20 protein-coding genes and 3 pseudogenes are annotated in these 24,325 nt (G+C 49.2%); 9 read left to right on the top strand and 14 right to left on the bottom strand.

Annotated features, from left to right (window positions below; translation table 11 throughout):
• Positions 1-188: 188 nt before the first annotated feature.
• Positions 189-1,202 carry a helix-turn-helix transcriptional regulator gene (locus AC2T15_RS00150; protein ID WP_286597074.1) on the top strand — a complete coding sequence of 338 codons (1,014 nt, stop codon included), beginning with the start codon at positions 189-191 and terminating at the stop codon, positions 1,200-1,202.
• Between the two features lie 62 nt (positions 1,203-1,264).
• Entirely contained in the window at positions 1,265-1,651 is a 387-nt protein-coding gene (locus AC2T15_RS00155) for an MliC family protein (RefSeq protein WP_053100854.1), read from the top strand.
• 53 nt (positions 1,652-1,704) lie between these two features.
• Here AC2T15_RS00155 and AC2T15_RS00160 read toward each other — a convergent pair whose 3' ends face one another.
• The 3 genes and pseudogenes from AC2T15_RS00160 to AC2T15_RS00170 form a co-directional block, all read right to left on the bottom strand.
• Positions 1,705-2,493 (bottom strand): TatD family hydrolase, encoded by a 789-nt coding sequence (locus AC2T15_RS00160; RefSeq protein ID WP_486778433.1) that lies wholly within the window; start codon positions 2,491-2,493, stop codon positions 1,705-1,707.
• A gap of 68 nt (positions 2,494-2,561) precedes the next feature.
• Entirely contained in the window at positions 2,562-4,145 is a 1,584-nt protein-coding gene (locus tag AC2T15_RS00165; protein WP_486778434.1) for a peptide chain release factor 3, read from the bottom strand.
• Between the two features lie 112 nt (positions 4,146-4,257).
• Positions 4,258-4,491, bottom strand: a pseudogene (locus AC2T15_RS00170) (M48 metallopeptidase family protein); the annotation flags it as partial.
• Positions 4,492-4,602: 111 nt separating this feature from the next.
• Here AC2T15_RS00170 and AC2T15_RS00175 point away from each other — a divergent pair.
• Positions 4,603-5,904 carry an ISL3 family transposase gene (locus AC2T15_RS00175; protein WP_486778435.1) on the top strand — a complete coding sequence of 434 codons (1,302 nt, stop codon included), beginning with the start codon at positions 4,603-4,605 and terminating at the stop codon, positions 5,902-5,904.
• Here the strand turns inward: AC2T15_RS00175 and AC2T15_RS00180 are convergent.
• Together AC2T15_RS00180 and AC2T15_RS00185 are read right to left on the bottom strand one after the other, a co-directional pair.
• Positions 5,901-6,191, bottom strand: a complete 291-nt coding sequence (locus AC2T15_RS00180) for a hypothetical protein (RefSeq protein ID WP_486778436.1) — start codon at positions 6,189-6,191, stop codon at positions 5,901-5,903. The two genes, AC2T15_RS00175 and AC2T15_RS00180, sit on opposite strands and share 4 nt — an antisense overlap.
• A 140-nt stretch (positions 6,192-6,331) precedes the next feature.
• Positions 6,332-6,754 carry an Hsp20/alpha crystallin family protein gene (locus tag AC2T15_RS00185; RefSeq protein ID WP_053106084.1) on the bottom strand — a complete coding sequence of 141 codons (423 nt, stop codon included), beginning with the start codon at positions 6,752-6,754 and terminating at the stop codon, positions 6,332-6,334.
• A gap of 269 nt (positions 6,755-7,023) precedes the next feature.
• Here AC2T15_RS00185 and AC2T15_RS00190 point away from each other — a divergent pair, with 269 nt between their 5' ends.
• Complete coding sequence (locus tag AC2T15_RS00190; protein WP_486778437.1) at positions 7,024-7,323, top strand: type II toxin-antitoxin system RelE/ParE family toxin; 300 nt, start codon at positions 7,024-7,026, stop codon at positions 7,321-7,323.
• A 3-nt stretch (positions 7,324-7,326) separates the two neighbouring features.
• Complete coding sequence (locus AC2T15_RS00195) at positions 7,327-7,656, top strand: addiction module antidote protein (RefSeq protein WP_286639807.1); 330 nt, start codon at positions 7,327-7,329, stop codon at positions 7,654-7,656.
• Between the two features lie 577 nt (positions 7,657-8,233).
• Here the strand turns inward: AC2T15_RS00195 and AC2T15_RS00200 are convergent.
• The gene (locus tag AC2T15_RS00200; protein ID WP_486779044.1) at positions 8,234-9,535 is read right to left on the bottom strand and encodes an ISL3 family transposase; all 1,302 of its coding nucleotides are present in this window, start codon (positions 9,533-9,535) and stop codon (positions 8,234-8,236) included.
• Positions 9,536-9,846: 311 nt separating this feature from the next.
• Here AC2T15_RS00200 and AC2T15_RS00205 point away from each other — a divergent pair.
• Together AC2T15_RS00205 and AC2T15_RS00210 are read left to right on the top strand one after the other, a co-directional pair.
• Positions 9,847-10,518, top strand: a pseudogene (locus tag AC2T15_RS00205) (IS3 family transposase); the annotation flags it as partial.
• Positions 10,419-10,709 (top strand): annotated as a pseudogene (locus tag AC2T15_RS00210) (transposase); the annotation flags it as partial. The pseudogenes AC2T15_RS00205 and AC2T15_RS00210, both read left to right, overlap by 100 nt.
• Positions 10,710-10,809: 100 nt before the next feature.
• Here AC2T15_RS00210 and AC2T15_RS00215 read toward each other — a convergent pair.
• A complete protein-coding gene (locus AC2T15_RS00215) occupies positions 10,810-11,145 on the bottom strand; it encodes a hypothetical protein (RefSeq protein WP_486778438.1) in 336 nt (111 codons plus the stop codon).
• 93 nt (positions 11,146-11,238) lie between these two features.
• Between AC2T15_RS00215 and AC2T15_RS00220 the strand changes: the two genes are divergently transcribed.
• Complete coding sequence (locus tag AC2T15_RS00220) at positions 11,239-12,540, top strand: ISL3 family transposase (RefSeq protein WP_486779029.1); 1,302 nt, start codon at positions 11,239-11,241, stop codon at positions 12,538-12,540.
• Here AC2T15_RS00220 and AC2T15_RS00225 read toward each other — a convergent pair.
• The 4 genes from AC2T15_RS00225 to AC2T15_RS00240 form a co-directional block, all read right to left on the bottom strand.
• Positions 12,537-14,306: a TonB-dependent receptor gene (locus AC2T15_RS00225; protein ID WP_486778439.1), complete on the bottom strand. Its 1,770-nt coding sequence runs from the start codon at positions 14,304-14,306 to the stop codon at positions 12,537-12,539. The genes AC2T15_RS00220 and AC2T15_RS00225 overlap by 4 nt on opposite strands.
• Positions 14,307-14,522: 216 nt before the next feature.
• Positions 14,523-15,818 (bottom strand): sulfate adenylyltransferase subunit 1, encoded by a 1,296-nt coding sequence (locus tag AC2T15_RS00230; RefSeq protein ID WP_486778440.1) that lies wholly within the window; start codon positions 15,816-15,818, stop codon positions 14,523-14,525.
• On the bottom strand, positions 15,818-16,723 hold the full coding sequence (gene cysD / locus AC2T15_RS00235; RefSeq protein WP_286594038.1) for a sulfate adenylyltransferase subunit CysD: 906 nt from the start codon (positions 16,721-16,723) through the stop codon (positions 15,818-15,820). The genes AC2T15_RS00230 and cysD overlap by 1 nt, the downstream gene beginning before the upstream one ends.
• Before the next feature lie 47 nt (positions 16,724-16,770).
• Positions 16,771-17,517, bottom strand: coding sequence for a phosphoadenylyl-sulfate reductase (locus AC2T15_RS00240; RefSeq protein WP_486778441.1), 747 nt, complete (start codon positions 17,515-17,517; stop codon positions 16,771-16,773).
• A gap of 259 nt (positions 17,518-17,776) precedes the next feature.
• On the opposite strand from AC2T15_RS00240, the gene cysG reads away from it, so the two are divergent.
• Entirely contained in the window at positions 17,777-19,216 is a 1,440-nt protein-coding gene (cysG, locus tag AC2T15_RS00245) for a siroheme synthase CysG (RefSeq protein WP_486778442.1), read from the top strand.
• A gap of 55 nt (positions 19,217-19,271) precedes the next feature.
• On the opposite strand, the gene AC2T15_RS00250 is transcribed toward cysG, so the two are convergent.
• The 3 genes from AC2T15_RS00250 to argA form a co-directional block, all read right to left on the bottom strand.
• Positions 19,272-21,836: a TRAP transporter permease gene (locus AC2T15_RS00250; RefSeq protein ID WP_486778443.1), complete on the bottom strand. Its 2,565-nt coding sequence runs from the start codon at positions 21,834-21,836 to the stop codon at positions 19,272-19,274.
• Positions 21,837-21,930: 94 nt separating this feature from the next.
• Positions 21,931-22,908, bottom strand: a complete 978-nt coding sequence (locus AC2T15_RS00255) for a TAXI family TRAP transporter solute-binding subunit (RefSeq protein WP_053101959.1) — start codon at positions 22,906-22,908, stop codon at positions 21,931-21,933.
• A gap of 96 nt (positions 22,909-23,004) precedes the next feature.
• Positions 23,005-24,309, bottom strand: a complete 1,305-nt coding sequence (gene argA / locus AC2T15_RS00260) for an amino-acid N-acetyltransferase (protein ID WP_486778444.1) — start codon at positions 24,307-24,309, stop codon at positions 23,005-23,007.
• Positions 24,310-24,325: the final 16 nt, after the last annotated feature.

Below are 24,325 nucleotides of genomic sequence, written 5' to 3' on the forward strand. Positions count from 1 at the left end.
CAAGCATTGATTTTCATAAGCCAGTTCTAAATGACGATGATCAAGAATAATGGTTTGCATGATTAGATACTCTAGCGTGCATTATTTAATCTAAGTTACTTATAACATCCGCTGAATAGATAAAAACTAAGCTTATGTTGAAGCAACGACAGAACACTTACTAATTATTAAGAGTTGGATTTAGCACCATGTCAGGCACTAAAGATACGCTGTTACGGCAATTAACTTTGTTGCGTTTAATTCCGGAGGCGCCGCGTTTTACTAGCACTGCAGTGTTGCAAGAAAAGCTACAAGAGCGGGGCTTTGAGGTAACGCTGCGTAGTGTGCAGCGTGATTTAGTGCGATTGTCTGGGCCTTTTCAGTTAACCACCGAAAAGCGTAATGGGCGTAATGCGTGGAGCTTTATTGCCGGTGGCACAGTGGATTTGCGTGATATAGAGTCGCCAACGGCCTTGGCTTTGGCGCTGGCTGAAGAACACTTGCAAAACTTATTGCCGCAAAGTGTGCTGGACTTAATGGCGCCGCAGTTTAGTCGGGCGTGGTCGTACATTAATAGCATGAGTAAAAACCACCTATCGCATTGGTCGCGTTCAGTGCGGGCGATACCGAACGGTAAATGTTTGCTGCCAGCAGAAGTCAGTGCTGAGGTGTGGGCGGCGGTATCGAATGCGTTGCTGGAGCGCAAGCAGATACAGGTTAGTTACTTAGGGCGTAATAAAACCCAGCCCAGTCAGTTTGTCTTGCATCCTGCGGGGGTTGTCTCAAGGCATGCTATCAGCTACTTAATTGCCAGCGTTAATGAGTACACTGATCTACGCCAATTTGCCTTGCATCGAATTCAGGCCGCTACTGTATTGGAGCAGCCTGCCAAAGAGCATCCAGAGTTTAATATTGATCACTACATTCGCGATGAGCTGAACAGCGCCGCGCCTATTCAGCAGGTAACACTGGAGGCGATTGTTTCGGCCGATATGGCCTGGGTGTTAAAAGAAACCCCGCTGGCTGAGCAACAACAGCTGACGCCTATCGCCCATAGTGAGGATTATCGTTTAGTTGCTACTGTGCCCGATGACAGTGAAACCCTATGGTGGGTATTTGGCTTGGGCGAGCATATTCAGGTGCAAGCCCCCACGCATTGGCGTAAGGCCATCACCGAGCGCTTACAAGCTATGCAGCGGCTTTATCCTGAGTCAGCGCAATAAAATAATGGAATATTTTGCCGTGTATGCGGTCTGATGCTGCATCTAGTTGGGAGGACACCTTAATGAAAACACTTACTCAGTCATTGAAATACTTAGGTTTTGCAACACTGGCGCTAGCGGCTGTGGGCTGTAGCAGTATGGAAAACTCATTTAAAAAGTCAGGCGATACCCTAGAGCGGGTTACCACCGCAGTAGTTGGCAAAATGAGCAGCTACCAGTGCAGCGATAAAAAAACCTATTCGGTGCGCTACTACGATTCAGGTGAATCGAATTTGGCGGAAATTCGTCTACCTAATGGCAAAATTTATACCCTGGCGCAGGTAATCTCTGGCAGTGGTGCTAAATATGTTGGCGACATTTATGAATGGTGGAGCAAGGGCGATACCGCTTACTTTACCGACCTAATGGCCAACCCTGATCAGTCACTTGAGTGCAAGATTAAAAGCTAATTCTGCTGCTGCACTAGGATTAAGCCGATTTCACTGGCCTGAAGTCGGCTTTTTTATTGCGCCGCTGTTAGCTGAAAAAGCTGGTGAAAGTTTTGGCTAGAATGCTTGGCCAGTTGCTCAGGGGATACTTGTAAGATTTGGGCTACCTGCTGGCAGATTTGCGGCAGGTTTTCTGGGCTGTTGCGCTGATTAGCTGCAAAACTTGGCGCCATATCGGGGCTGTCGGTTTCCAGCAGCAGACTATCTAGCGGCAGTTGCTGCAAGGTACGCTGTAAGCGGGTGGCATTTGGCCAGGTATAAGCGCCGCCAATGCCTAGATAAAATCCAAGCTTAATGTATTCTTTGGCTTGTTCTGGGCTGCCATTAAAAGCATGAATTATTCCACCGCGCGACAGTTTAAAGCGTTTTAGGATAGCGATGGTTGGGTCGTGAGCTTTGCGCACATGAATAATGGCTGGCAAATTAAACTCATGAGCTAGCGCTAGTTGTTGCTCAAAAAAGTAGTGTTGTTGGCTTCGATCAAGTTCTGGCAACTGAAAATCTAAACCGATTTCACCCACTGCAACCAGTTGTGGGTTAGTAGCTTGGCTGCTGAGTTGTTCGGCTAGCTGTTGAAGGTGCAGGGCCTGGTGCTCGGCTAAAAAATACGGGTGTAAACCCAGCGCGCCGTAGAAATTAGGAAATTCTTTAAGGGTAGCAAGCAGGCGCTGCCAGGTCGCCTGAGTAGTGCCTGCCAGCAGCATATGGCTCACGCCCAGAGCTTGACTTCGCTGAATCACTTGGGAGCGATCAGGATCAAACACAGGGAAGTCAAGGTGGCAATGGGAGTCAATCAGCTGCATGGTGGCTCCTTAGTGTACTCAGCTAAGCGTTGCGCCTAGCTGAGTCAGCGAGCTGGCGGCCGCGAAAGTTAGTGGTGCTCGCGAGTGGCTAAGAATTTAATATCGGGCCAACGCTCTTCCATTAAACTCAGGTTAACTCGGGTAGGGGCAAGGTAGGTGAGGTGACCGCCGCCATCAATTGATAAATTGTCGTAGGCTTTGTCTTTAAACTCATCCAGCTTTTTCGCGTTATCACATTCAATCCAACGCGCCGACCAAACGTTAACTGATTCGTAAATACAGTCGACTTTGTATTCTTCTTTTAAGCGGCTAGCCACCACATCAAATTGCAGCACGCCGATGGCACCCAAAATAATATCGTTATTGTGCTGCGGGAAGAATACCTGGGTGGCGCCTTCTTCGGCTAACTCCTGCAAACCTTGGCGTAACTGTTTGGATTTGAGCGGATCTTTTAGACGCACGCGGCGGAACAGTTCTGGTGCAAAGTGCGGGATGCCCATAAAGGTCATACTTTCACCGGCGGTAAAGGTATCGCCAATTTGAATTGTGCCGTGGTTGTGTAGGCCAATAATATCGCCGGCATAGGCTTCTTCTAGGCGCTCACGATCACTTGAGAAAAAGGTCAGCGCATCGGCAATTTTAATGTCTTTGTTAATCCGTACGTGGCGCATTTTCATGCCTTGCTCGTATTTACCTGAACATACCCGCATAAAGGCAATCCGGTCGCGGTGGCGTGGATCCATATTGGCCTGAATTTTAAACACGAAACCACTAAAAGTTTCTTCGCTAGGCTGCACCGCACGCACTTCAGTGTCGCGCGATTGGGGTTGTGGCGCCCAATTAACAAAGGCATCTAACACATGATCAACCCCAAAGTTGCCAAGTGCGGTACCAAAGAACACTGGGGTCATTTTGCCCGCTAAGAACAGTTCATGATCAAACTCATGGCAGGCGCCCTGTACTAGCTCCAATTCTTCGATGAAATCATCGTACAGGTCACCAATTAGCTCCCTTGCTTCGGGGCTATCGAGGCCTTGAATCACTTTGGCTTCGGTACGCTCATGACCATGACCTGGACTATATACATAGATACAGTCATCGGTTAGGTGATACACCCCTTTAAATTCACGATAAGAACCAATCGGCCAAGTAATGGGCGCGGCTTGAATATTGAGTACTTCTTCGATTTCATCCAGTAGCTCAATGGGATCACGAATATCACGGTCGAGTTTGTTCACAAAACTAATGATCGGCGTATCACGTAGGCGACAGACGTTCATTAAGGCGATAGTCCGCGGCTCTACCCCTTTACCGCCGTCAATCATCATCAGGGCGCTATCGACCGCGGTTAGGGTGCGGTAAGTATCTTCCGAGAAGTCTTCGTGACCTGGGGTATCGAGCAGGTTAATCATGTGCTCGCGGTAAGGAAACTGCATCACCGAGGTGGTAATTGAAATACCCCGTTGCTTTTCCATTTCCATCCAGTCTGAGGTGGCATGGCGATCGGACTTACGGGATTTAACCGTGCCCGCTACCGAAATGGCTTGCCCCATTAACAGTAGGCGCTCGGTAATGGTGGTTTTACCCGCATCTGGGTGCGAGATAATAGCGAAAGTACGGCGTTTTGCGACTTCGGCAGCTTGCTTGCTCATGCTTAATAGCGCCTCAATGAAAGAATTAAAATGGGCGCAAGTATAACAAAAAAAGCGCTCGATATTTGAGCGCTTCGTGGTTAAACGCTTTGCTTAGGGATTAGTCAGCTGGCTAAGTATGTTGTAGTTGTGCAGTGAGATAAACTCGAAAATCAAACTCTACCTGATGGTAATTGGGCATCATAAACTCACAGAGCTGGTAGAAGCTTTTGTTGTGTGCACTTTCTCGTAAGTGAGCAAGCTCGTGTACCACAATCATGTTTAAAAATGCGCTATCGGCCTGTTTGAATAGATGAGAAATTCGAATTTCTTTTTTTACTTTAAGCTTATTACCTTGCACCCTAGCATATGAGGCTCTTCGCATTTGAGGGTGTGGAAAAAATCTGACCGGCTGGAAAAGGAGTCGGGGATCTTAGAAAATGTAAGCTCCTACACCAACAAAAACCAAGCCCCCGACATGAGCAATCTTACCTTTTCCAGCCCAGACCTTTCCAGCTTTTGCCAACTAAATATCCTCGGCCTGACTGCCACTGGACAACATCTTTGTGCAGAACGCGCCGTCATCGAATGCCGTTTCACCAAAGCACCTGAGCCGTGCCCCAAGTGCGGTGCTGCTGGCGTTTCACGCGGCACGGTCGATAGGTATCTTGCTCACACACCTTACGGGCAACGGCCAACTACATTGTTGCTGCGTATTCGGCGTTGGCGTTGTATTTGCGGCTGCTTCTGGCACGAAGATACCAGCAGTGCTGCGCCGCCACGCGCAAAGCTTTCCCATGGGGCGATACGCTGGGCATTGGCTGCCATCGTGCTGGATGACTTGTCGGTATCCCGTGTTGCGAGCCATCTGGACGTTGCCTGGCACACCGCCAATAGCGCTATTATCAACGAAGGTCAGCGCCTGCTTTTTAATGACTCGACACGTTTTGACGGTGTGACCGTGCTCGGCGTGGATGAGCATGTCTGGCGGCATACACGCTGGGGTGACAAGTACGTCACCATCGTGGTTGACCTTACGCCCGTGCGTAACAAAACTGGGCCGGCCCGCTTGCTCGATGTGCTGGAAGGCCGCTCCAAACAAGCCTTTAAACAGTGGCTGAACAATCGTCCCAAGGCTTGGCGTGACCAGATTGAAAGCATTGCCATGGACGGTTTTACGGGGTTTAAATCTGCGGCACAAGAAGCCTTGCCCCAAGCCCAAACCGTGCTGGATCCCTTTCATGTGGTGCGCTGGGCAAGCAACATGCTGGATGAATGCCGCCGGCGTGTGCAACAAGACGTCCTAGGCCGTAGAGGGCGTAAAAACGACCCGCTCTACAAAAGCCGTCGAACGCTGCTGACCCGGATCAGCTACCTGTCTGACGCCAACAAAAAGCAACTGTTCCAGCTGTTTGCAGATGAGCACCACCTCGAAGTGGATTGCACTTGGAACATGTACCAACGGGTGGTCAGCGCCTACAACGAGCCGGATCGAAGGCGTGGTAAAAAACTCATGGAAGAGGTCATAAATATCATTACAGCCAGTGACTTGCCCAAAGCGCTCATCGAGGTGAAAGGCTTGGGAAAAACGCTGAAAAAATACGCGGATAGCATCCTGGCCTACTTCGACCGACCAGGAACCAGCAACGGACCTACAGAAGCTATCAATGGTCGGCTAGAACACTTGCGAGGCACTGCTTTGGGCTTTAGAAATTTAACCAACTACATCGCCAGGTGCCTGCTGAAATCCGGAGGGTTTAGAAACCAGCTACACCCTTAAATGCGAAGAGCCGCATATGAGGTGTGGAGCCCTAAGGCGTGGTGAATCACATCCAGTTTGCTGTCATAGAGTGCTTTTGCAATGGGCGGCGCTGATTTTAAGTGGGTGTTTTTCAGGTGCTGGATGTAATGATAAAGCGCTTTATCATTAGTGTAATTGTGTGGGGTTTGATACCTAGCCTGTAAATACGCATTGAGCTGTTGCTGATTCCAGAGTTGCTCTACTTGCTGTTGTAGTGCTAGTGGGTAATGTTGAATATAACGATTAGAAAAAGCAGAAACATTCATAACGCCATTAGCCGATATTTGAGGATGTGATGCGCATTATAGGCAACAAAGCAACTAGCAGTAGACGTTTTAGCTGGCATGACTGTCAGGCTGCTGACGGATTAGCAACCTGACAGTTAAGGCGTGATTTACTTAAGACATTACTTGATAGTAAGTTTGCGGCTATTTTCAGCAGGTTTACGTTTTGGTAAGACTAAGTGCAGTAGTCCTTCGCTATACTCAGCCTGCGCCTGTTCTAGGTCAATATCAGTCGGTAATTCAAAGCGCCGTGACACGCTACCGTAATAGCGCTCGCTGCGTAAGCGTCGACTGTCTTCGCCGGTAGCATTTTTTTGCATGATTTCTGCTTTAATGCTGACTACTGCGCCATCAATATCTACGTGGATATCTTCTTTTTTTACGCCAGGTAGTTCGGCCTGAATATGATAAGTATCGTTAATTTCTTCAATATCAACTTTAATGCTTTGGGGTAAAGCTTCGCCATGTAAGGGCTTAATATAATAGCCGCCTAAGTTATCTAGCAGTTCATCAAATAGACGGTTACGTGTAGGAAACATACTCATCGTTTACCTCCTATGGTTTGCTTATACCTTATATATTGGGATGGCATCGATTTAATTCAAGGGCTGTAATAAATCAGCACGATACAATATCGAACTCAGGCCTTGGCCGCTTAATTATTTACCTATCCAATAAATGGGGGCAGTTCAATTATGCAGGCTTTTTTCATCCTACTTTTCTATCATGACTAGTGTTGGCTGTGCCATAGTCATCGGTTGATGAATTTCTAATTGCTTATTGTGTTTTGTCTTCTATCGGATACAATCATGTTATGAATTATTTTGAGAGAACTGCTGAGTTCGATAAATGGCTGGGTGGGCTAAGAGATCCTGCTGCTCGTGTGCGCATTGTGAGGCGTATCAATGCTGCAGTCAGCGGTAATTTCGGAGACTGTCAGCCAGTTGGCGAGAGTGTCTCCGAGATGCGTATCCATTACGGACCTGGTTACCGGGTGTACTTCACTCGAATCGGAGATACGGTGTATCTCCTGCTGGCTGGCGGCGACAAGTCCAGTCAGAAGCGTGACATAGCCAGAGCTCTGGAAATGGCCAGACAACTAAAGGGGGAGTAAAAAATGGAAATAATCAATGTTAACCCGAGCGTATTGAAAAAGCTTGGCGTTCAGCCTTTTGATGTAGCCGACTACCTACAAACCGATGAGGATATCGTCGAGTATCTCAGCCAAGTGTTATCGGAAGGCGATACTGATGAGCTAGTCCGTGCCGTTGGCTATGTGGCCAAAGCACGTGGAATGTCTCAGATAGCCAAGGACTCTGGCCTTGGCAGAGCGAGCTTGTATAAGTCTTTTGCGCCCGGCGCACAACCTCGTTTTGAGACCGTAATAAAAGTCATGCGTGCCATTGGTCTTGAGCTACAAGCTATTCCTTCTACGCATAAAGCCTAACATCGCTATACGCGGCAGTAAGGCAGTTTACAGGGCTTAGATGAAAGCGGTTAACCCTAGATAGGGGTATATTAAGTTTGTGGCATATTAGGTTTTTCTGCATATTTTTTGAAGGTTGGAGACACTACAATGGAACGTATATTTGAAGCTCAAAATGTGGGGTACGGGCAGATGATTCTTGGAGTTGCCTGAGCCACCAAGAAGTGAACTGACCCCAAAAAGTTGGACTAATTTTTTGGGGTTTTTATGTCTAAGTACTCACCTTAGTTTAAAGAAAAACTGGCTCGGAAATATCATGAGTCAAACATTGGAATAACAAGCTTAGCTAACCAGTACGGATTATCAGTAGGCATGCTTCTTTCTTGGTATCAACGATATCAGGTGCATGGCGCTCAAGCCTTTGTGAAAAAGTACGGTGCTTACTCAGCCAAGTTCAAAGTCTCAGTTCTTGTGTATATGAAAAAACATCAGCTGTCATATAGAGAAACAGCTGCTTATTTTAATTTACGCGGAGGTCATAGTGTCGTTAGCAAGTGGCAGCGTGTGTATGATGAGGGTGATATCCGGCTCTTCGCATTTAAGGGTGTAGCTGGTTTCTAAACCCTCCGGATTTCAACAGGCATCTGGCGATGTAGTTGGTTAAATTTCTAAAGCCCAAAGCAGTGCCTCGCAAGTGTTCCAGCCGACCATTGATAGCTTCTGTAGGTCCGTTGCTGGTTCCTGGTCGGTCGAAGTAGGACAGGATGCTATCCGCGTATTTTTTCAGCGTTTTTCCCAAGCCTTTCACCTCGATGAGCGCTTTGGGCAAGTCACTGGCTGTAATGATATTTATGACCTCTTCCATGAGTTTTTTACCACGCCTTCGATCCGGCTCGTTGTAGGCGCTGACCACCCGTTGGTACATGTTCCAAGTGCAATCCACTTCGAGGTGGTGCTCATCTGCAAACAGCTGGAACAGTTGCTTTTTGTTGGCGTCAGACAGGTAGCTGATCCGGGTCAGCAGCGTTCGACGGCTTTTGTAGAGCGGGTCGTTTTTACGCCCTCTACGGCCTAGGACGTCTTGTTGCACACGCCGGCGGCATTCATCCAGCATGTTGCTTGCCCAGCGCACCACATGAAAGGGATCCAGCACGGTTTGGGCTTGGGGCAAGGCTTCTTGTGCCGCAGATTTAAACCCCGTAAAACCGTCCATGGCAATGCTTTCAATCTGGTCACGCCAAGCCTTGGGACGATTGTTCAGCCACTGTTTAAAGGCTTGTTTGGAGCGGCCTTCCAGCACATCGAGCAAGCGGGCCGGCCCAGTTTTGTTACGCACGGGCGTAAGGTCAACCACGATGGTGACGTACTTGTCACCCCAGCTTGTATGCCGCCAGACATGCTCATCCACGCCCAGCACGGTCACACCGTCAAAACGTGTCGAGTCATTAAAAAGCAGGCGCTGACCTTCGTTGATAATAGCGCTATTGGCGGTGTGCCAGGCAACGTCCAGATGGCTCGCAACACGGGATACCGACAAGTCATCCAGCACGATGGCAGCCAATGCCCAGCGTATCGCTCCATGGGAAAGCTTTGCGCGTGGCGGCGCAGCACTGCTGGTATCTTCGTGCCAGAAGCAGCCGCAAATACAACGCCAACGCCGAATACGCAGCAACAATGTAGTTGGCCGTTGCCCGTAAGGTGTGTGAGCAAGATACCTATCGACCGTGCCGCGTGAAACGCCAGCAGCACCGCACTTGGGGCACGGCTCAGGTGCTTTGGTGAAACGGCATTCGATGACGGCGCGTTCTGCACAAAGATGTTGTCCAGTGGCAGTCAGGCCGAGGATATTTAGTTGGCAAAAGCTGGAAAGGTCTGGGCTGGAAAAGGTAAGATTGCTCATGTCGGGGGCTTGGTTTTTGTTGGTGTAGGAGCTTACATTTTCCAAGTTCCCCGGCACCTTTTCCAGCCGGTCAGATTTTTTCCACACCCTCAAATGCGAAGAGCCTGATATCCAAGCACTTGAACCTCGCCGCAAAGGACATCCTGCTAAAATGAATAGACCACCAAAACTCCTCCCTCACAAAACCTAACTCCAGCAGAGCAAGAGCTTAAAAAGCTGCAAGAAGAAGTGGCGTACTTGCATGCGGAAAATGCTTATTTAAAAAAGTTTGACGACTTGCTCCGCCAGAAAGAGCAGTTCTTAAAGAACACGAGCAAAAGAAAGAGAAAGTAAAAGCAATCATCGAGTTAAGGAAGAGATATCCGCTAGTGACTCTGCTTCAAGTGGCGAATATAGCGCGGAGTACTTTCTATTATTATGCAGATCAACAATCAAAGCCTGATGTATACGCTGCAATTCAAGATAAAATTTTAAAGGTTTACCACCAGCATAAAGGGCGCTATGGCTACCGTCGTATTACGTCTGCTTTACGCAGTCAAGAGTTGCGTATTAACCATAAAAAAGTACAGCGAATCATGCAGGTCATGGGTCTTAAAACTTTAGTCAGGCCTAAGAAATATCGCTCATATCGAGGACAAGAGGGCCGTATAGCAGCTAATATGTTGCAGCCAGACTTTACGGCGACACACCCCAATGAAAAATGGGTAATAGATGTCACAGAGTTCAATGTGGCGGGTGAGAAGTTGTACTTCTCACCTCCAGTGGAACTTTATAATGGTGAAATTGTTGCCTATGAGCTTAAAAGTCGCCCTGCGCTTAGCTTGGTTACTAATATGATAAGCAACGCTTATAAAGAGCTTAAAATGATGAGGCGCCAGTCGTGCATAGTGATCAAGGCTGGCAATACCAAAACCCTCGGTACCAAGAAATGCTACGAAGTAGAGGGCTGTCACAAAGTATGTCTCGCAAAGGAAGTTGCTTAGATAATGCAGTGATAGAGAGCTTCTTTGGAACGCTAAAATCAGAACTGTATTACTTACAGAAATGGACGTCTGTAGAGCAGCTAAAAAAGGCTATTGATGGATATATCCACTACTATAATCACAAACGCATTAGGCTAAAATTAAAAGGCCTGAGCCCGATACAATATCGAACTCAGGCCTTGGCCGCTTAATCATTTACCTGTCCAATAAATGGGAGGCAGTTCAGAAGCAGTGGCTAAACTGACTGTAGAGCTATTTAACAGAGAAACAAGAAGCTGAAAAGGGTAACTATTAAAGGGTGACTTTAACTCCTACGGTTAGATTACGACCGGGTAATTGCACGCGGTCTTTGATGAATGACGTATGTTCGCGGGCTTTAACATTAAGCAAGTTATCACCGCGTAAATACAGCTGATAGTCGCTTTGTGCATTGAGTGCGCCTTGATAGCTAATACCTGCACCCAATAAGTTATAGCCCGAGGTTTTGCTTTCAAAATCGGCTAAGCGGTTTTGTTGCTGTACGCGAAATAGCTCTGCAGAGGCTTGAATATTATGGGCAAATTGTTGCTCAACCTTGATCCCGAAGCGATCGGCTGGAATCCGTGCGAGATTACCGGCTCTTCGCATTTAAGGGTGTAGAAAAAATCTGACCGGCTGGAAAAGGTGCCGGGGAACTTGGAAAATGTAAGCTCCTACACCAACAAAAACCAAGCCCCCGACGTGAACAATCTTACCTTTTCAAGCCCCGATCTTTCCAGCTTTTGCCAACTAAATATCCTCGGCCTGACTGCCACTGGGCAGCACCTTTGTGCAGAACGCGCCGTCATCGAATGCCGTTTCACCAAAGCACCTGAGCCGTGCCCCAAGTGCGGTGCTGCTGGCGTTTCACGCGGCACGGTCGATAGGTATCTTGCTCACACACCTTACGGGCAACGGCCAACTACATTGTTGCTGCGTATTCGGCGTTGGCGTTGTATTTGCGGCTGCTTCTGGCACGAAGATACCAGCAGTGCTGCGCCGCCACGCGCAAAGCTTTCCCATGGAGCGATACGCTGGGCATTGGCTGCCATCGTGCTGGATGACTTGTCGGTATCCCGTGTTGCGAGTCATCTTGACGTTGCCTGGCACACCGTCAATAACGCCATTATCAACGAAGGACGGCGCCTGCTTTTTAATGATTCGACACGTTTTGACGGTGTGACCGTGCTGGGCGTGGATGAGCATGTTTGGCGACATACACGCCGTGGTGACAAGTACGTCACCATCGTGGTTGACCTTACGCCCGTGCGTAACAAAACAGGACCATCGCGCTTGCTGGCTGTGCTGGAAGGCCGCTCCAAACAAGCCTTTAAGCAGTGGCTGAACAATCGTCCCAAGGCTTGGCGTGACCAGATTGAAAGCATTGCCATGGACGGTTTTACGGGGTTTAAATCTGCGGCGCAAGAAGCCCTGCCTCAAGCCCAAACCGTGCTGGATCCTTTCCATGTCGTGCGCTGGGCAAGCAATATGCTGGATGAATGTCGCAGGCGTGTTCAGCAAGACACTCTGGGCCGAAGAGGGCGCAAAAGCGACCCGCTCTACAAAAGCCGTCGAACGCTGCTGACCCGGATCAGCTACCTGTCTGACGCCAACAAAAAGCAACTGTTCCAGCTGTTTGCAGATGAGCACCACCTCGAAGTGGATTGCACTTGGAACATGTACCAACGGGTGGTCAGCGCCTACAACGAGCCGGATCGAAGGCGTGGTAAAAAACTCATGGAAGAGGTCATAAATATCATTACAGCCAGTGACTTGCCCAAAGCGCTCATCGAGGTGAAAGGCTTGGGAAAAACGCTGAAAAAATACGCGGATAGCATCCTGGCCTACTTCGACCGACCAGGAACCAGCAACGGACCTACAGAAGCTATCAATGGTCGGCTGGAACACTTGCGAGGCACTGCTTTGGGCTTTAGAAATTTAACCAACTACATCGCCAGATGCCTGTTGAAATCCGGAGGGTTTAGAAACCAGCTACACCCTTAAATGCGAAGAGCCAGATTACCTTGTTTATTACGCAGCTTGCCGCGCACATGATCACCTTGGACCGAGACCGCTAAGCCACGGGCTAATTGATAACGGGCTTGACCTTCTAAACCACGAAAGACAGCATCTTGTTGACGATACTCGAGGACGCGATAGCCAGATCCTGGACGTTCGCCAGTATCGGCACCATGGATATAGTCGTTAATGCGATTTTGATAGGCGGTTAAATTGAAAGTTAGCGGGCCGTTAATTTTTTTCACCGAAAGCTCGATATTATGTGAAGTTTCTTTGTTCAGTTTAGGGTTGCCAATTTCGACGGTACGGCTAGCGGCGTGAGGGCCAAAAGCATAGAGTTCTTCAGCCACTGGTAAGCGCTGTGAGCGTGACCAAGAAATAGCGGCATTGTAGTCAGGATGAAACTGCCAAACGCTGCCTAAAGAGAACGAAGTGCCTTGATGGCTGCGATCAGGTTGCTGACTTTTGGCATCAATCGATTGCCATTCATGGCGCAGGCCTAGCTCATAGCGCCAGTTTTGCCATTGGTACTCTTCGAGTAAAAACAGGGCGTGGTTCTTGGTTAATGTTTTGGGTACATAAGCCTCTTCGCCGCTGGCTTTAAAGTTACGACGACTAAACTGTCCACCAAATACCCCTTTCCAACCCCACAGTGGTTCGTGCGTGAGTTCTAAGCGGCTATCCCAAGCACGGCTATCGAAGGCCGTACTGACTTCGTGGCCTTCAATTTCATCATGTTGATAATCGCTATGGCTAGCGCGAAAGCGTAATTGTTCAATCCCAGCAAAGGGCTGTTCGTAGTCTGAACGTAAATCCCAGCGTTTTTGCACCATATCAATATAAGGCACGCCGTGCTCATCGTGTCCGTGTCCGTGTCCGTGTCCGTGTCCGTGTCCGTGTCCGTGAGAGCCACAGTGCCAGTGCAAACTGCTGCCTTGGCCATGGGTATGGCAATGCCCGTGCTCATGTGCCAGTAAACCGTAGGTGTTGGCTTGGCGACTATAGGCGATGCCGGTGTAGCCGGTATCGGTGATCCAGCTTAAGCCGAGGCTGGCGCTGTCGGTATCGTTGTAAGAGCCGGTTTGTTTTTTAGCGCGGCTGCCATCTTCATGGCCGGCTAGGCGATAAGCATTGGCGTTGCGCTTTAATCCTTCGACCCGTAGGGCAAAAGGTCCCATGCCTAAGGTGGCACCAGCCGCGGCGGTATTACTTTTGGCTACGCTGTTGGCTTGCCACTCCAGATCAACGGCGTGACCATTTTCTGGTAAGTATTCAGGAATTTTACTGTCGAGTACGTTGACTACGCCACCAATAGCACCACCGCCATAAAGTAAGGTGGCTGGCCCTTTGAGTACTTCAATTTGTTGGCTGAGCATAGGCTCTAAAGTGACTGCATGATCAGGGCTTAACGTTGAAGCATCGAGACTGCTCACACCGTTGGATAAGACTTTTACCCGGGCGCCATCCATACCACGAATCACTGGGCGACTAGCGCCTGCACCAAAGGAACTGCCGCGCACCCCAGGCAGTTGCTCAATGGTTTCACCTAAAGTGGCTTTACGTTGCAGTAATAAATCTTCTGTGGTTAAGACTTCAGCAGCGCTGGTCATAGCATTAGGTGAGCTGGCTAGGGGACTGGCGCTAACTACGGTGGTGGGCAATTGCAGCACAGGATCAGCCGCTAGCGCGTGAGTCGATAAGCTAATACTCACCGCTAACAGGGTTAAAGAAGTAGGAGAAGGGCGTTGCATGGTGACTAACCTCGGATCGGAGAACTATCAAAACGCAGTCATTTTAGTGTTATAACGTAACAAATCAACAAAAAGTTATAATATTGCACTTTATGCTGGGGTAACGTGCAACAGATTGAGGGCCTGAGGGTGATGCGGAGGGTGGTACAGGTGGGAATTAACAAGCGGGCTCGCGGCTAATTCATAGAGTTAACCGCGAGCGCAGGATTGGCCGTGTTATTGCAGCATGCCTGCAGCCACGGTTTGATTAGAAGAAGGATCAATCAAAATAAAAGCACCAATGGCTTTTTGCTGTTGATAAGGCAGATGAATCAGAGGGTCGCGGGCTAGCAAGCTAATGCGGGCAATGTCATTCATCTCCAGTGTGGCTTTGTCTTGATTAGGTTCTAGGGTTGCGATATCTCGCACATGGTGAATTTGTGTCAGTTTAGTTTGGGTTAGGCGAGTACCTTGTTTTAGCCAATAGGTGCGAGCGAGATTCACTGGGGTCGTATCAAGCCAGCAAATATCTGCCTCTAGCTTGCGCTCTAACGGCACCTGAACTTCAGCCTGGGTAATTAAATCACCCCGCGAAATATCAATATTTTCTTGCAGCTCTACAGTAATCGCATCGCCAGCCTGCACCTCGCTCACAGCTTGGCCTGAGCGATACAGTTGTTTAATGGTGGCTTGCACTTGGCTAGGCCAGACGCTAATGCTGTCGCCTACTTTAAGCTGGCCTTCTAATAATTGGCCGGCATAACCACGGAAGGCATCTTGGGCTTGGCCATTATGCCGAATCACCCACTGCACGTAGAGCTTAGCATTGGCCGCAAGCGGTTGCGTATTGGTAGGTAAGGTTTCTAATAGATGCAACAAAGTCGGACCGTTATACCATGGGGTGTGGGCGCTGGCAGTGCTAATGTTATCGCCAGTTAAGGCTGCGACCGGAATGATATGAAACTGCTCAATGCCCACTTGCTGCGCCAGTTCCTGATAGGCCTGTTGAATTTGTACAAACACCTGTTGATCCCAGTTAACTAAATCCATTTTATTGACCGCGACGATAATGTGCTCAATTCCCAGCAGCTGCGCAATCACAGAGTGACGGCGGGTTTGGGTAAGCAATTGGCCATGTTTGATCTTACTGGCATCAATTAAAATAATCGCTGCTTGCGCAGTCGAGGCACCGGTGATCATATTGCGGGTGTACTGCTCATGGCCTGGGGCATCAGCAACAATAAATTTGCGTTTGGGGGTGGCAAAGTAGCGATAGGCTACATCAATGGTAATGCCTTGCTCCCGCTCTGCTTCTAAGCCATCGGTTAATAGGGCTAGGTCGGGTTGATCCTGCTCGGTGCGCTTATATTTGGAGCGATTAATCGCCGCCAGTTGATCAATAAAAACACCTTTGGTATCAAACAAGAGGCGACCAATCAGGGTAGATTTACCATCATCCACTGAGCCGGCAGTAATAAAGCGCAGTACATCGGTTTGTTGGCTGTTGAGCCAGTTTAAATCCTGTGTAGTCATTAGAAATACCCCTGACGTTTACGGTGTTCCATGGAGGCTTCCGAGCTTTGATCATCCATCCGCGTGGCGCCTCGCTCGGTTAAGGTGGCAATGGCGGTTTCTTGAATAATTTCCAGCGGATTACTGGCTAACGACTCAACAGGGCAGGTGCAGGAAATATCGCCCACGGTGCGAAAACGCACATCCACTACTTCGATTATTTCGCCTTCTTTGGGCGGTGTGAGTGGGGTATTGGGCACCAATAAGCCGTCGCGACGCACCACCTCACGTTTGTGGCTGTAATAAATCGGCGGCAGAGCAATTTGCTCGCGTTCGATGTATTGCCAGACATCCATTTCAGTCCAGTTAGAAATCGGGAACGCCCGCAGGTTCTCGCCTGGATGGATTCTTGTATTAAACAGGTGCCAGAGCTCGGGACGCTGATTTTTAGGATCCCACTGGCCAAAGGCATCACGAAACGAGACAAAGCGCTCTTTGGCCCTTGCTTTTTCTTCATCACGGCGGGCGCCACCAATGCAGGCGTCAAAGCCAAATTCCTCGATGGCCTCCAGCAAAGTCACCGCTTGCGCGCCGTTGCGCGAAGCATTGGCGTGGTGCAGGGTGACGGTTCCCCGCGCGATCGAGTCTTCAACCGAACGGACAATTAATTGCTCGCCAAGCTGGGCGACGTATTGATCACGAAACTCGATGACCTCAGGATAGTTATGGCCGGTATCAATATGCATCAAAGGAAAAGGAAATTTACCTGGACGAAAAGCTTTTTCGGCCAGTTTAAGCAGTACGGCTGAATCCTTGCCACCAGAGAATAATAAAACGGGGCGTTGGCATTCTGCCGCAATTTCACGCAACACATAGATGGCTTCTGCTTCTAGCCAATCTAGATGGGAGTTTGCAACTGTGCTCATGGTGATTCCTATCAATAAAAATTAAGCATTGGCAGCGGGCAAGGCCATTAATGCTGAGAGTGTTCTAAATTGGTGGCGTGTAAACCACACTCAACGGTATCGCGCTGCTCCCACCACCAGCGGCCAGCGCGCAGGTCTTCATCGGGTTTAATGGCGCGGGTACAGGGTTCGCAGCCAATCGATGGGTAACCCTGATCATGCAGCGGGTTGTAGGGGATCTGCTGGTGGCGAATCGCGGTCCAGATATCGGCAAACGACCAATCACGTAGCGGATTAAATTTAATTAAGCCAAACACCTCATCCTGCTCTTGAAAATCCAAGTGAGCGCGGGTGATGGCTTGGTCTTTACGCTGCCCAGTAATCCAGGCCGAAAACTGCGGTAAAAATGCTTGTAAGGGCGCCACTTTGCGAATCGTGCAGCAGGCTTTACGCAGCGCTAAACTCTCATAGAAAGCAAAAGCGCCATGGGCTTTTACATGTGCTTCAACCTGCTCGGGATCAGGATGTAAAACCGTCAGTGAGGTGCCGTAGCGTTGCTCAATGGTGTCAATTAACTGCAAAGTAGCACTATGTAAACGACCCGTATCGATCACAAAGCTGGTAATGCTGAGCTCAGGGTGAGTCTGTTTAAGCACGCTTAAGGCATGCTGTAACACCATATCTTCAGCGCCTAAAGAATTAGCAAAAGCAGTAGTCGGCGAGTGCTGCGCAATCTGGTGTAAGTCATCTAGCAGCTTGGCCCAACGGGCGGGATAGCTGTCAGTCGACTGAGTAGGAATTATCTGCGTCATCATCTGCCCTCCAAATAATGAATTTGCTAAAAAAGCCTGAAATCAATGATTAATTCAGGCCACTGGTTATGGCTTATTAAAAATTAGCAAACAACCCATGGGCTTAGCTAAGACCATAAATTTATATGGTTAGAGAGGCATATCGATATAGCTAAACGCTGGTTGTTGCCGTGGCTGGCGCTTTATAAAGTAGCGATCTAACAGGTAGGCCATTAATAACCCAAACACTGGTTACCTTTCATTTGCTAGCTGAAGAATGATCATGACTGACACTGCGTTATTTCCTTTATTTGCCAACTTAGCTAAGCGTCCGGTACTGGTCGTGGGGGCGGGTGAAATTGCCGAGCGTAAAATCCACTTATTACTTAAAAGTCAGGCGTTGATTACAGTGGTGGCCCATCACGCCAGTGAGCAAGTGCAGCGCTGGCATGCGGCTCAGCAAATCACTTGGTTGCAACGCGATTATCAAGCGAGCGACTTAGATCAAGTGTATTTAGCCGTGGCGGCGACCAATAACCGCAGTCTTAACGCACAAATTGCCGATGATGCAGAGGCGCGTTTTCGCTTAGTCAATGTGGTGGATGATGCCGAATTATCCAGTTATCAGGTTCCTGCGATTGTTGATCGGGCGCCCTTAACGATTGCCATTTCTTCCGCTGGGGCTGCGCCGATGATGGCGCGTTATGTGCGGGCTAAACTGGAAACAGTATTGGATGAGTCTTTGGCTGACATGACTCAGTTACTGCAGCAGTATCGCCAGGCAATTCAGCGACAGTTTCCAGAGCTAGAAGCACGCCGTGCTTTTTATGATTGGGTGATTGAAGGACCAGTGGCGCAAGCAGTGCAGGCCGCGCAGTGGAACACCGCTTGCCAGCGTTTAGAGGCGGCTTTGCAGCAGCCACGACTGCCTAGTACAGGGCAGGTGATTTTAGTCGGTGCAGGTTCAGGTGATCCTGGTTTATTGACCTTGCATGGATTGCGCGCACTGAATCAGGCGGATGTGATTTTGTATGATCGCTTGGTGAGTGATGAAATTTTAGAGCTAGCTCGGCGTGATGCTACCCAAGTTTATGTCGGAAAAAAGGTAGGTGAAGATCACCACGCGACCCAAGCCCGAATACATCAGTTGATGCTGGATTATGTGGCCCAAGGTTTAACCGTGGTGCGGCTGAAAGGGGGCGATGCCTTTGTTTTTGGTCGTGGCGGCGAAGAGCTGAGCGTACTAAGAGCGCATCAGGTGCCGTATCGGGTAGTCCCTGGAATTACCGCTGCCTTGGCCTGTGGTGCTTACAGTGGGATTCCTTTAACCCACCGTGAATATGCCCAAGGCGTGCAGTTAATTACTGGGCATCAACAGGCAAATAGTCAGCCCGTGAGTTTGGTCAGCAGTTCTGAGGATCAAACGCTGGTGGTATACATGGGGTTACAGCAGATTTTAGCTTTTAGCCAACGTTTGCTAGCCGAAGGTCGTGCCGCCGAGACAAGCTGTGCCTTGATTGAAAATGGTTCGCGGCCAAATCAACGGGTGTTATTGGGGGAGTTAGCGCAGATACCCCAGCTGGCTACTGAACATGCCTTTAAAGCGCCTTCATTATTGGTGGTTGGCGACGTTGCGGCATTGGCGGCAGAATTGCATTGGTTTGGTCAGCTGATTGATGCACGAGGCACAGCCGTGCCACCGGTGTTATTAAATGCAGGCTAAAAAATAACGGTCAGTAAAATGACTGACCGTTATTTTTAGGCTAACAGTGCCGCTTTTAGGCGGTTGCGAGTGCTAAGCGACGACGTCGGCTTTGCAGCCAAGCGATAAAGCCTAATAACAGCAAGCCTGGAATCCACATCCATTCTTTCTGGATACGATCGGTCGGTGCACGAACGCGTAAAATTTCCTGATCAAACTCTAAGCCAAGGTCAGCCGCCTGGCTGCCAAAAGCTACGTTGTCGACCAGTAATTTGCCATCTTCGACCATCAGTTCTAGGCCTAGTTTTTCTAAGCGTTGCTCACCTGTATCGCCAGAAGGCACTGGCAGTAACAAGACAAACTCACGGGGCTGACCAATACCATCTTCACCCATGATCCGTAAACGTAGTTGGCTGCCTTCATCGACTTGACCTAAGGCTTGCACCATTTCGGTTAGTGGAATTTCTTGGTAAGGGTCATGTAACTTATCCATCCAAAAGCCAGGGCGGAATAAGGTGAAAGCTACTAATAACAGTAAGACACTGTCGTACCAACGGTTTTTGGTAATAAACCAACCTTGGGTTCCGGCGGCAAAGATCAGCATCGCGATAGTGGCTACAACAAAGATTAACAACCCGTGCCAAAAGCTCACATCGATTAACAGTAAATCGGTGTTAAAGATGAACAAGAAAGGCAGTGCTGCAGTACGCAAGCTGTAGTAAAAGGCCTGCACGCCGGTTTTGATTGGGCTTCCTTTTGAAACCGCTGCCGCCGCGAAGGAGGCCAAACCAACAGGTGGCGTAACGTCCGCCATAATGCCGAAGTAAAACACGAATAAGTGCACGGCAATTAATGGCACGATCAGTCCATTTTGTTGGCCCAGCTGGACAATCACGGGTGCTAGCAGGCTTGATACCACAATGTAGTTGGCGGTAGTGGGTAAACCCATACCTAAAATCAAGCTAAATACCGCAGTAAATAGCAGCATCAACAGTAGGTTGCCCATCGACAGTAGTTCGACTAAATCCGCAAGAACTAGCCCAACACCGGTTTGGGAAACGGCACCGACGATGATTCCAGCCGCTGCGGTTGCAATCCCAATTCCAATCATGTTGCGCGCACCGGAAATTAAGCCTTCACGTAGGTCGATTAAACCATCGGTAAAGCTGCCATGATTAAAGCTATGGTCTTTGCGCATCCAGTTCAGCAATGGGCGCTGGGTGATTAAAATCAGCATCAGCATCACACTGCCCCAGAATGCAGACAATCCGGGCGACAAGCGTTCGACCATCAAACACCAGACCAACACCACCACCGGTAAAATAAAGTGTAGGCCAGACAGTAGCACCTCTTTCGTTTTCGGTAGTACATCAATCGGTTTATCTGAGGCATCCGCTGGCAGCGGTGGATTTGAAGCCGCAATTTTTAACAAGCCTAAATAGGTGACCAATAAAATAATGGCCGAACCTAACAGCATGTACTCGCCCAGCATAGGCTTGAGCCAGCCGAGCCCGTAATATACCAGCAGTGAAATACCCGAGATCAGCATCACGCCAAAGGCAAAACCGGTTAAGCGGCGTAACCAAGGTTTGGGTGTGTGTTCACCAATTGGCTGCATGCCCAGTTTTAGCGCTTCAAGGTGCACAATATAGAGCAAGGCAATATAGGAAATTGCCGCTGGTAAGAAGGCATGCTTGATCACTTCAACGTAGGGAATCCCCACATATTCCACCATCAAAAACGCAGCAGCGCCCATCACTGGCGGCATAATTTGCCCGTTAACCGAGGACGCCACTTCCACAGCCCCGGCTTTTTCTGCTGAGAAACCAACGCGTTTCATCATCGGAATAGTGAAGGTACCGGTGGTCACTACGTTGGCAATTGATGAGCCAGAAATCATCCCGGTCAGTGCAGAAGAAACCACCGCCGCTTTGGCCGGACCACCGCGCATGTGTCCCAGTAGGCTAAAGGCTAGCTGGATAAAATAGTTACCGGCTCCAGCACGTTCGAGTAGCGCCCCAAAGAGTACAAATAAGAACACAAAGCTGGTGGAAACGCCTAATGCAATGCCGAACACCCCTTCGGTGGTAATCCACTGATGGTTTGCAAGCGCATTAATACTGACGCCGCGGTGGGCGATCAGGCTGGGCATATAAGGGCCGGCCAAACTGTAGATTAAAAAGATTAGGGCAATAATCGCCAGTGGTGGACCAAGGGCGCGACGGGTGGCTTCCAGCAGCAAGGGAATACCAATACAGGCGGTTACCATGTCGCCAGTGGTTAAACTGCCTGGGCGTAGCGCTAACTGTTGATAAAAAATAAACAGGTAGGCAGCACTGGCGGCAGCCACCAGTCCCAAAGCAATATCAATTAAGGGCACACGGTTACGGGGTGAGCGCTTAAAGGCTGGATAAGCTAAAAAAGCTAATAACAGCGCAAAAGTTAAATGGATTGCGCGGGCTTGGGTGTCATTAAACACCCCAAATCCGAAAATGAAGGGCAGTGGTGAGGCAATCCAGAGTTGGAAGCTCGACCATAATAATGCCAAGCCAGCCATCACCTTGGCCATTACGCCATCGGGCAAGCGCGCACCGGTATCTTGAGCAATCAGCTCTTGGGTAGAAAGTTGTTTCTCAGGCATAAAAGAACCTGCTGTTAACAGCTAAGAAAGCGAAAAACGCCCGCACCTGAGTAGGTGGGGCGTTCAATTACAATCGCGAAGTAACGCGTTTAACTTACATCCAGCCGCGTTCTTTGTAGTAACGCACCGCACCGTCATGTAAAGGCGCAGAGAGACCGGCTTTGATCATTTCTTCTTCTTTTAGATCTTTAAATGCAGGGTGCAATTTCTTAAAGCGATCTAAGTTGTCGAATACTGATTTTACTAATGCGTAAACCGTGTCATCGCTGACTTTAGCGCTGGTAGTTAATACGGCTTTACCACCAATCGATGGCGTTGGATTGTCATTACCCTTGTACACGCCACCTGGAATTTCGGCTTTGGTGTAGTAGGATTTTTCTGCTAGGAGCTGATCAATTGCTTCGCCAGTGACCGGAACTAACACCGAGTCGACGGTGGTGGTGGCTTCTTGAATTGCGCCATTGGGATGACCTACGAAGTAAGTCATGGCATCAATGTTATTGTCGCCTAACGCACTGGCTTGTTCAGCTGGTTTAAGCTCTGCAGCTAAGGCAAAGTCTTTTTTACTCCAGCCTTTGACAGCCATGATTTCTTCTAAGGTGTCACGCTGACCTGAACCTGGGTTACCAACGTTTACACGTTTGCCTTTAAGGTCATCAAAATTGGCGATATGCGCATCACGGCGGGCCAAAATGGTGAATACTTCACTTTGCAGAGAAAATACTGCGCGGATATCGTCCATTGCGCCTTCTTTTTCAAAGGGCGCCAGACCCTCCATAGCTTTGTATTGGTGATCAGACTGCATCACCCCAAAGTTAAATTCGCCGCTGCGAATGCCATTTACGTTGGCTACACCGCCGCCACTGGCTGGGGCGTTGCATTTGATGCCGGTAGTTTTAGTATCGCGGTTTACAAAGCGGCAGATTGACTGCCCAGCTACGTAATACACTCCAGTTTGGCCACCTGTACCGATGGTTACAAACTTATCGTCTGCTTGCACAGCGCTGGTAGCGCCTAAGCTAAGACCTGCCAGCGTAGCGGACAGGGCCCATGCGAGGGATTTACCTTTAATCATGGGATGACTCCTTGAGGTTTGTTTGTCGAAAATGCTGAAATGCAATTTTTTCGAGATCGGGAGGATATTAACGTATTTTTAATCGAATGCGTATTATCCCAAGGTTTTGCGAAAAACTTTAGAATTGCGTTGGAAGTTGTATAACTCAGCTTTTTTCTGTGGTAATTGTTCGAGCTGGCAAGGTTCAAAGCCGCGCTCTTGGAACCAGTGTGCGGTACGGGTAGTAAGGACAAACAGGCTATTTAAGCCCTGGGCTTGAGCGCGCTGCTCAATCCGCTCCAGTACGGCATCACCACGGCCGCCGTGGCGATATTCAGGGTGGACTGCTAAGCAGGCGAGCTCTCCTGTTTGTTCTTGGGGAAACTCATATAAGGCGGCGCAGGCAATGATGGTGCCGTCACGCTCGACAATCGAGAAGTGGCTAATCTCTTGCTCAAGTAGATCTCTTGAGCGGCGCACTAGGATTCCTTGTTCTTCAAGGGGGCGAATTAGCTCGAGTAAGCCGCCCACATCTTCAATACTAGCCTCACGTACTTGTTCAAATAGCCCGGCACTAATTAAGGTGCCGCTGCCATCGCGGGTAAAGAGTTCGGTTAATAAGGCGCCATCTTCGGCATAGCTGACTACATGGCAGCGCTTAACAGTCTCAGCGCAGGCTTGTACGGCGCTACTTAATAACGAACGACTGGGCGCGGTAGTGGGTAGTTGCTCGGCTAGCTGCCGGGCTTGTTCAAGGTTCAGTTCACGTAATAGTTGCTGCTTAGTATCGACAATGCCAGGTTCGGGGCTAAACAAAATTAACTTATCGGCATGCAAGCTGAGCGCTGCTTGGGTCGCAACGGTTTCGGCTGATAGGTTAAAGGCCTCGCCAGTCGGCGAATAGCCTAAGGCAGATAGCAGCACAATATTTTGCCGCTCTAATACTTGGCTAATCGCGGCACGATTAATCCGCCGTACTTCGCCAGTGCTTTGTAAATCAACTCCTTCTACTACGCCAATCGGTTTAGCTGTTACCCAATTACCGCTGACGACCTGGACCTGGGCGCCGCGCATGGGAGAAGAGGCCATATCGGTGGAGAGCAAGGCTTCTATTTGAATCCGTAATTGACCTACTGCCTGTTGCACACAGTTTAAGGTGGGGCCATCGGTAATACGCAGACCTTGATGATAGCGCGAGGCCAGCTGTTGCTCGGCCAGTCGCTGTTCAATTTGCGGACGAGCACCATGCACCAGTACCAGCTTAACGCCTAGGCTATGGAGTAAGACTAGGTCGTGAATGATGGCTTGAAAATTGGGGTGAGCCATGGCCTCGCCTGGCAGCATAACCACAAACACTCGGCCGCGGTGGGCATTGATATAGGGCGAGGCATTGCGTAGCCAGGTAACAGAATTGGGCATGGTTAATCCAAAAGCA

Source organism: Thiopseudomonas sp. SA1F2-1K, from assembly GCF_057443035.1.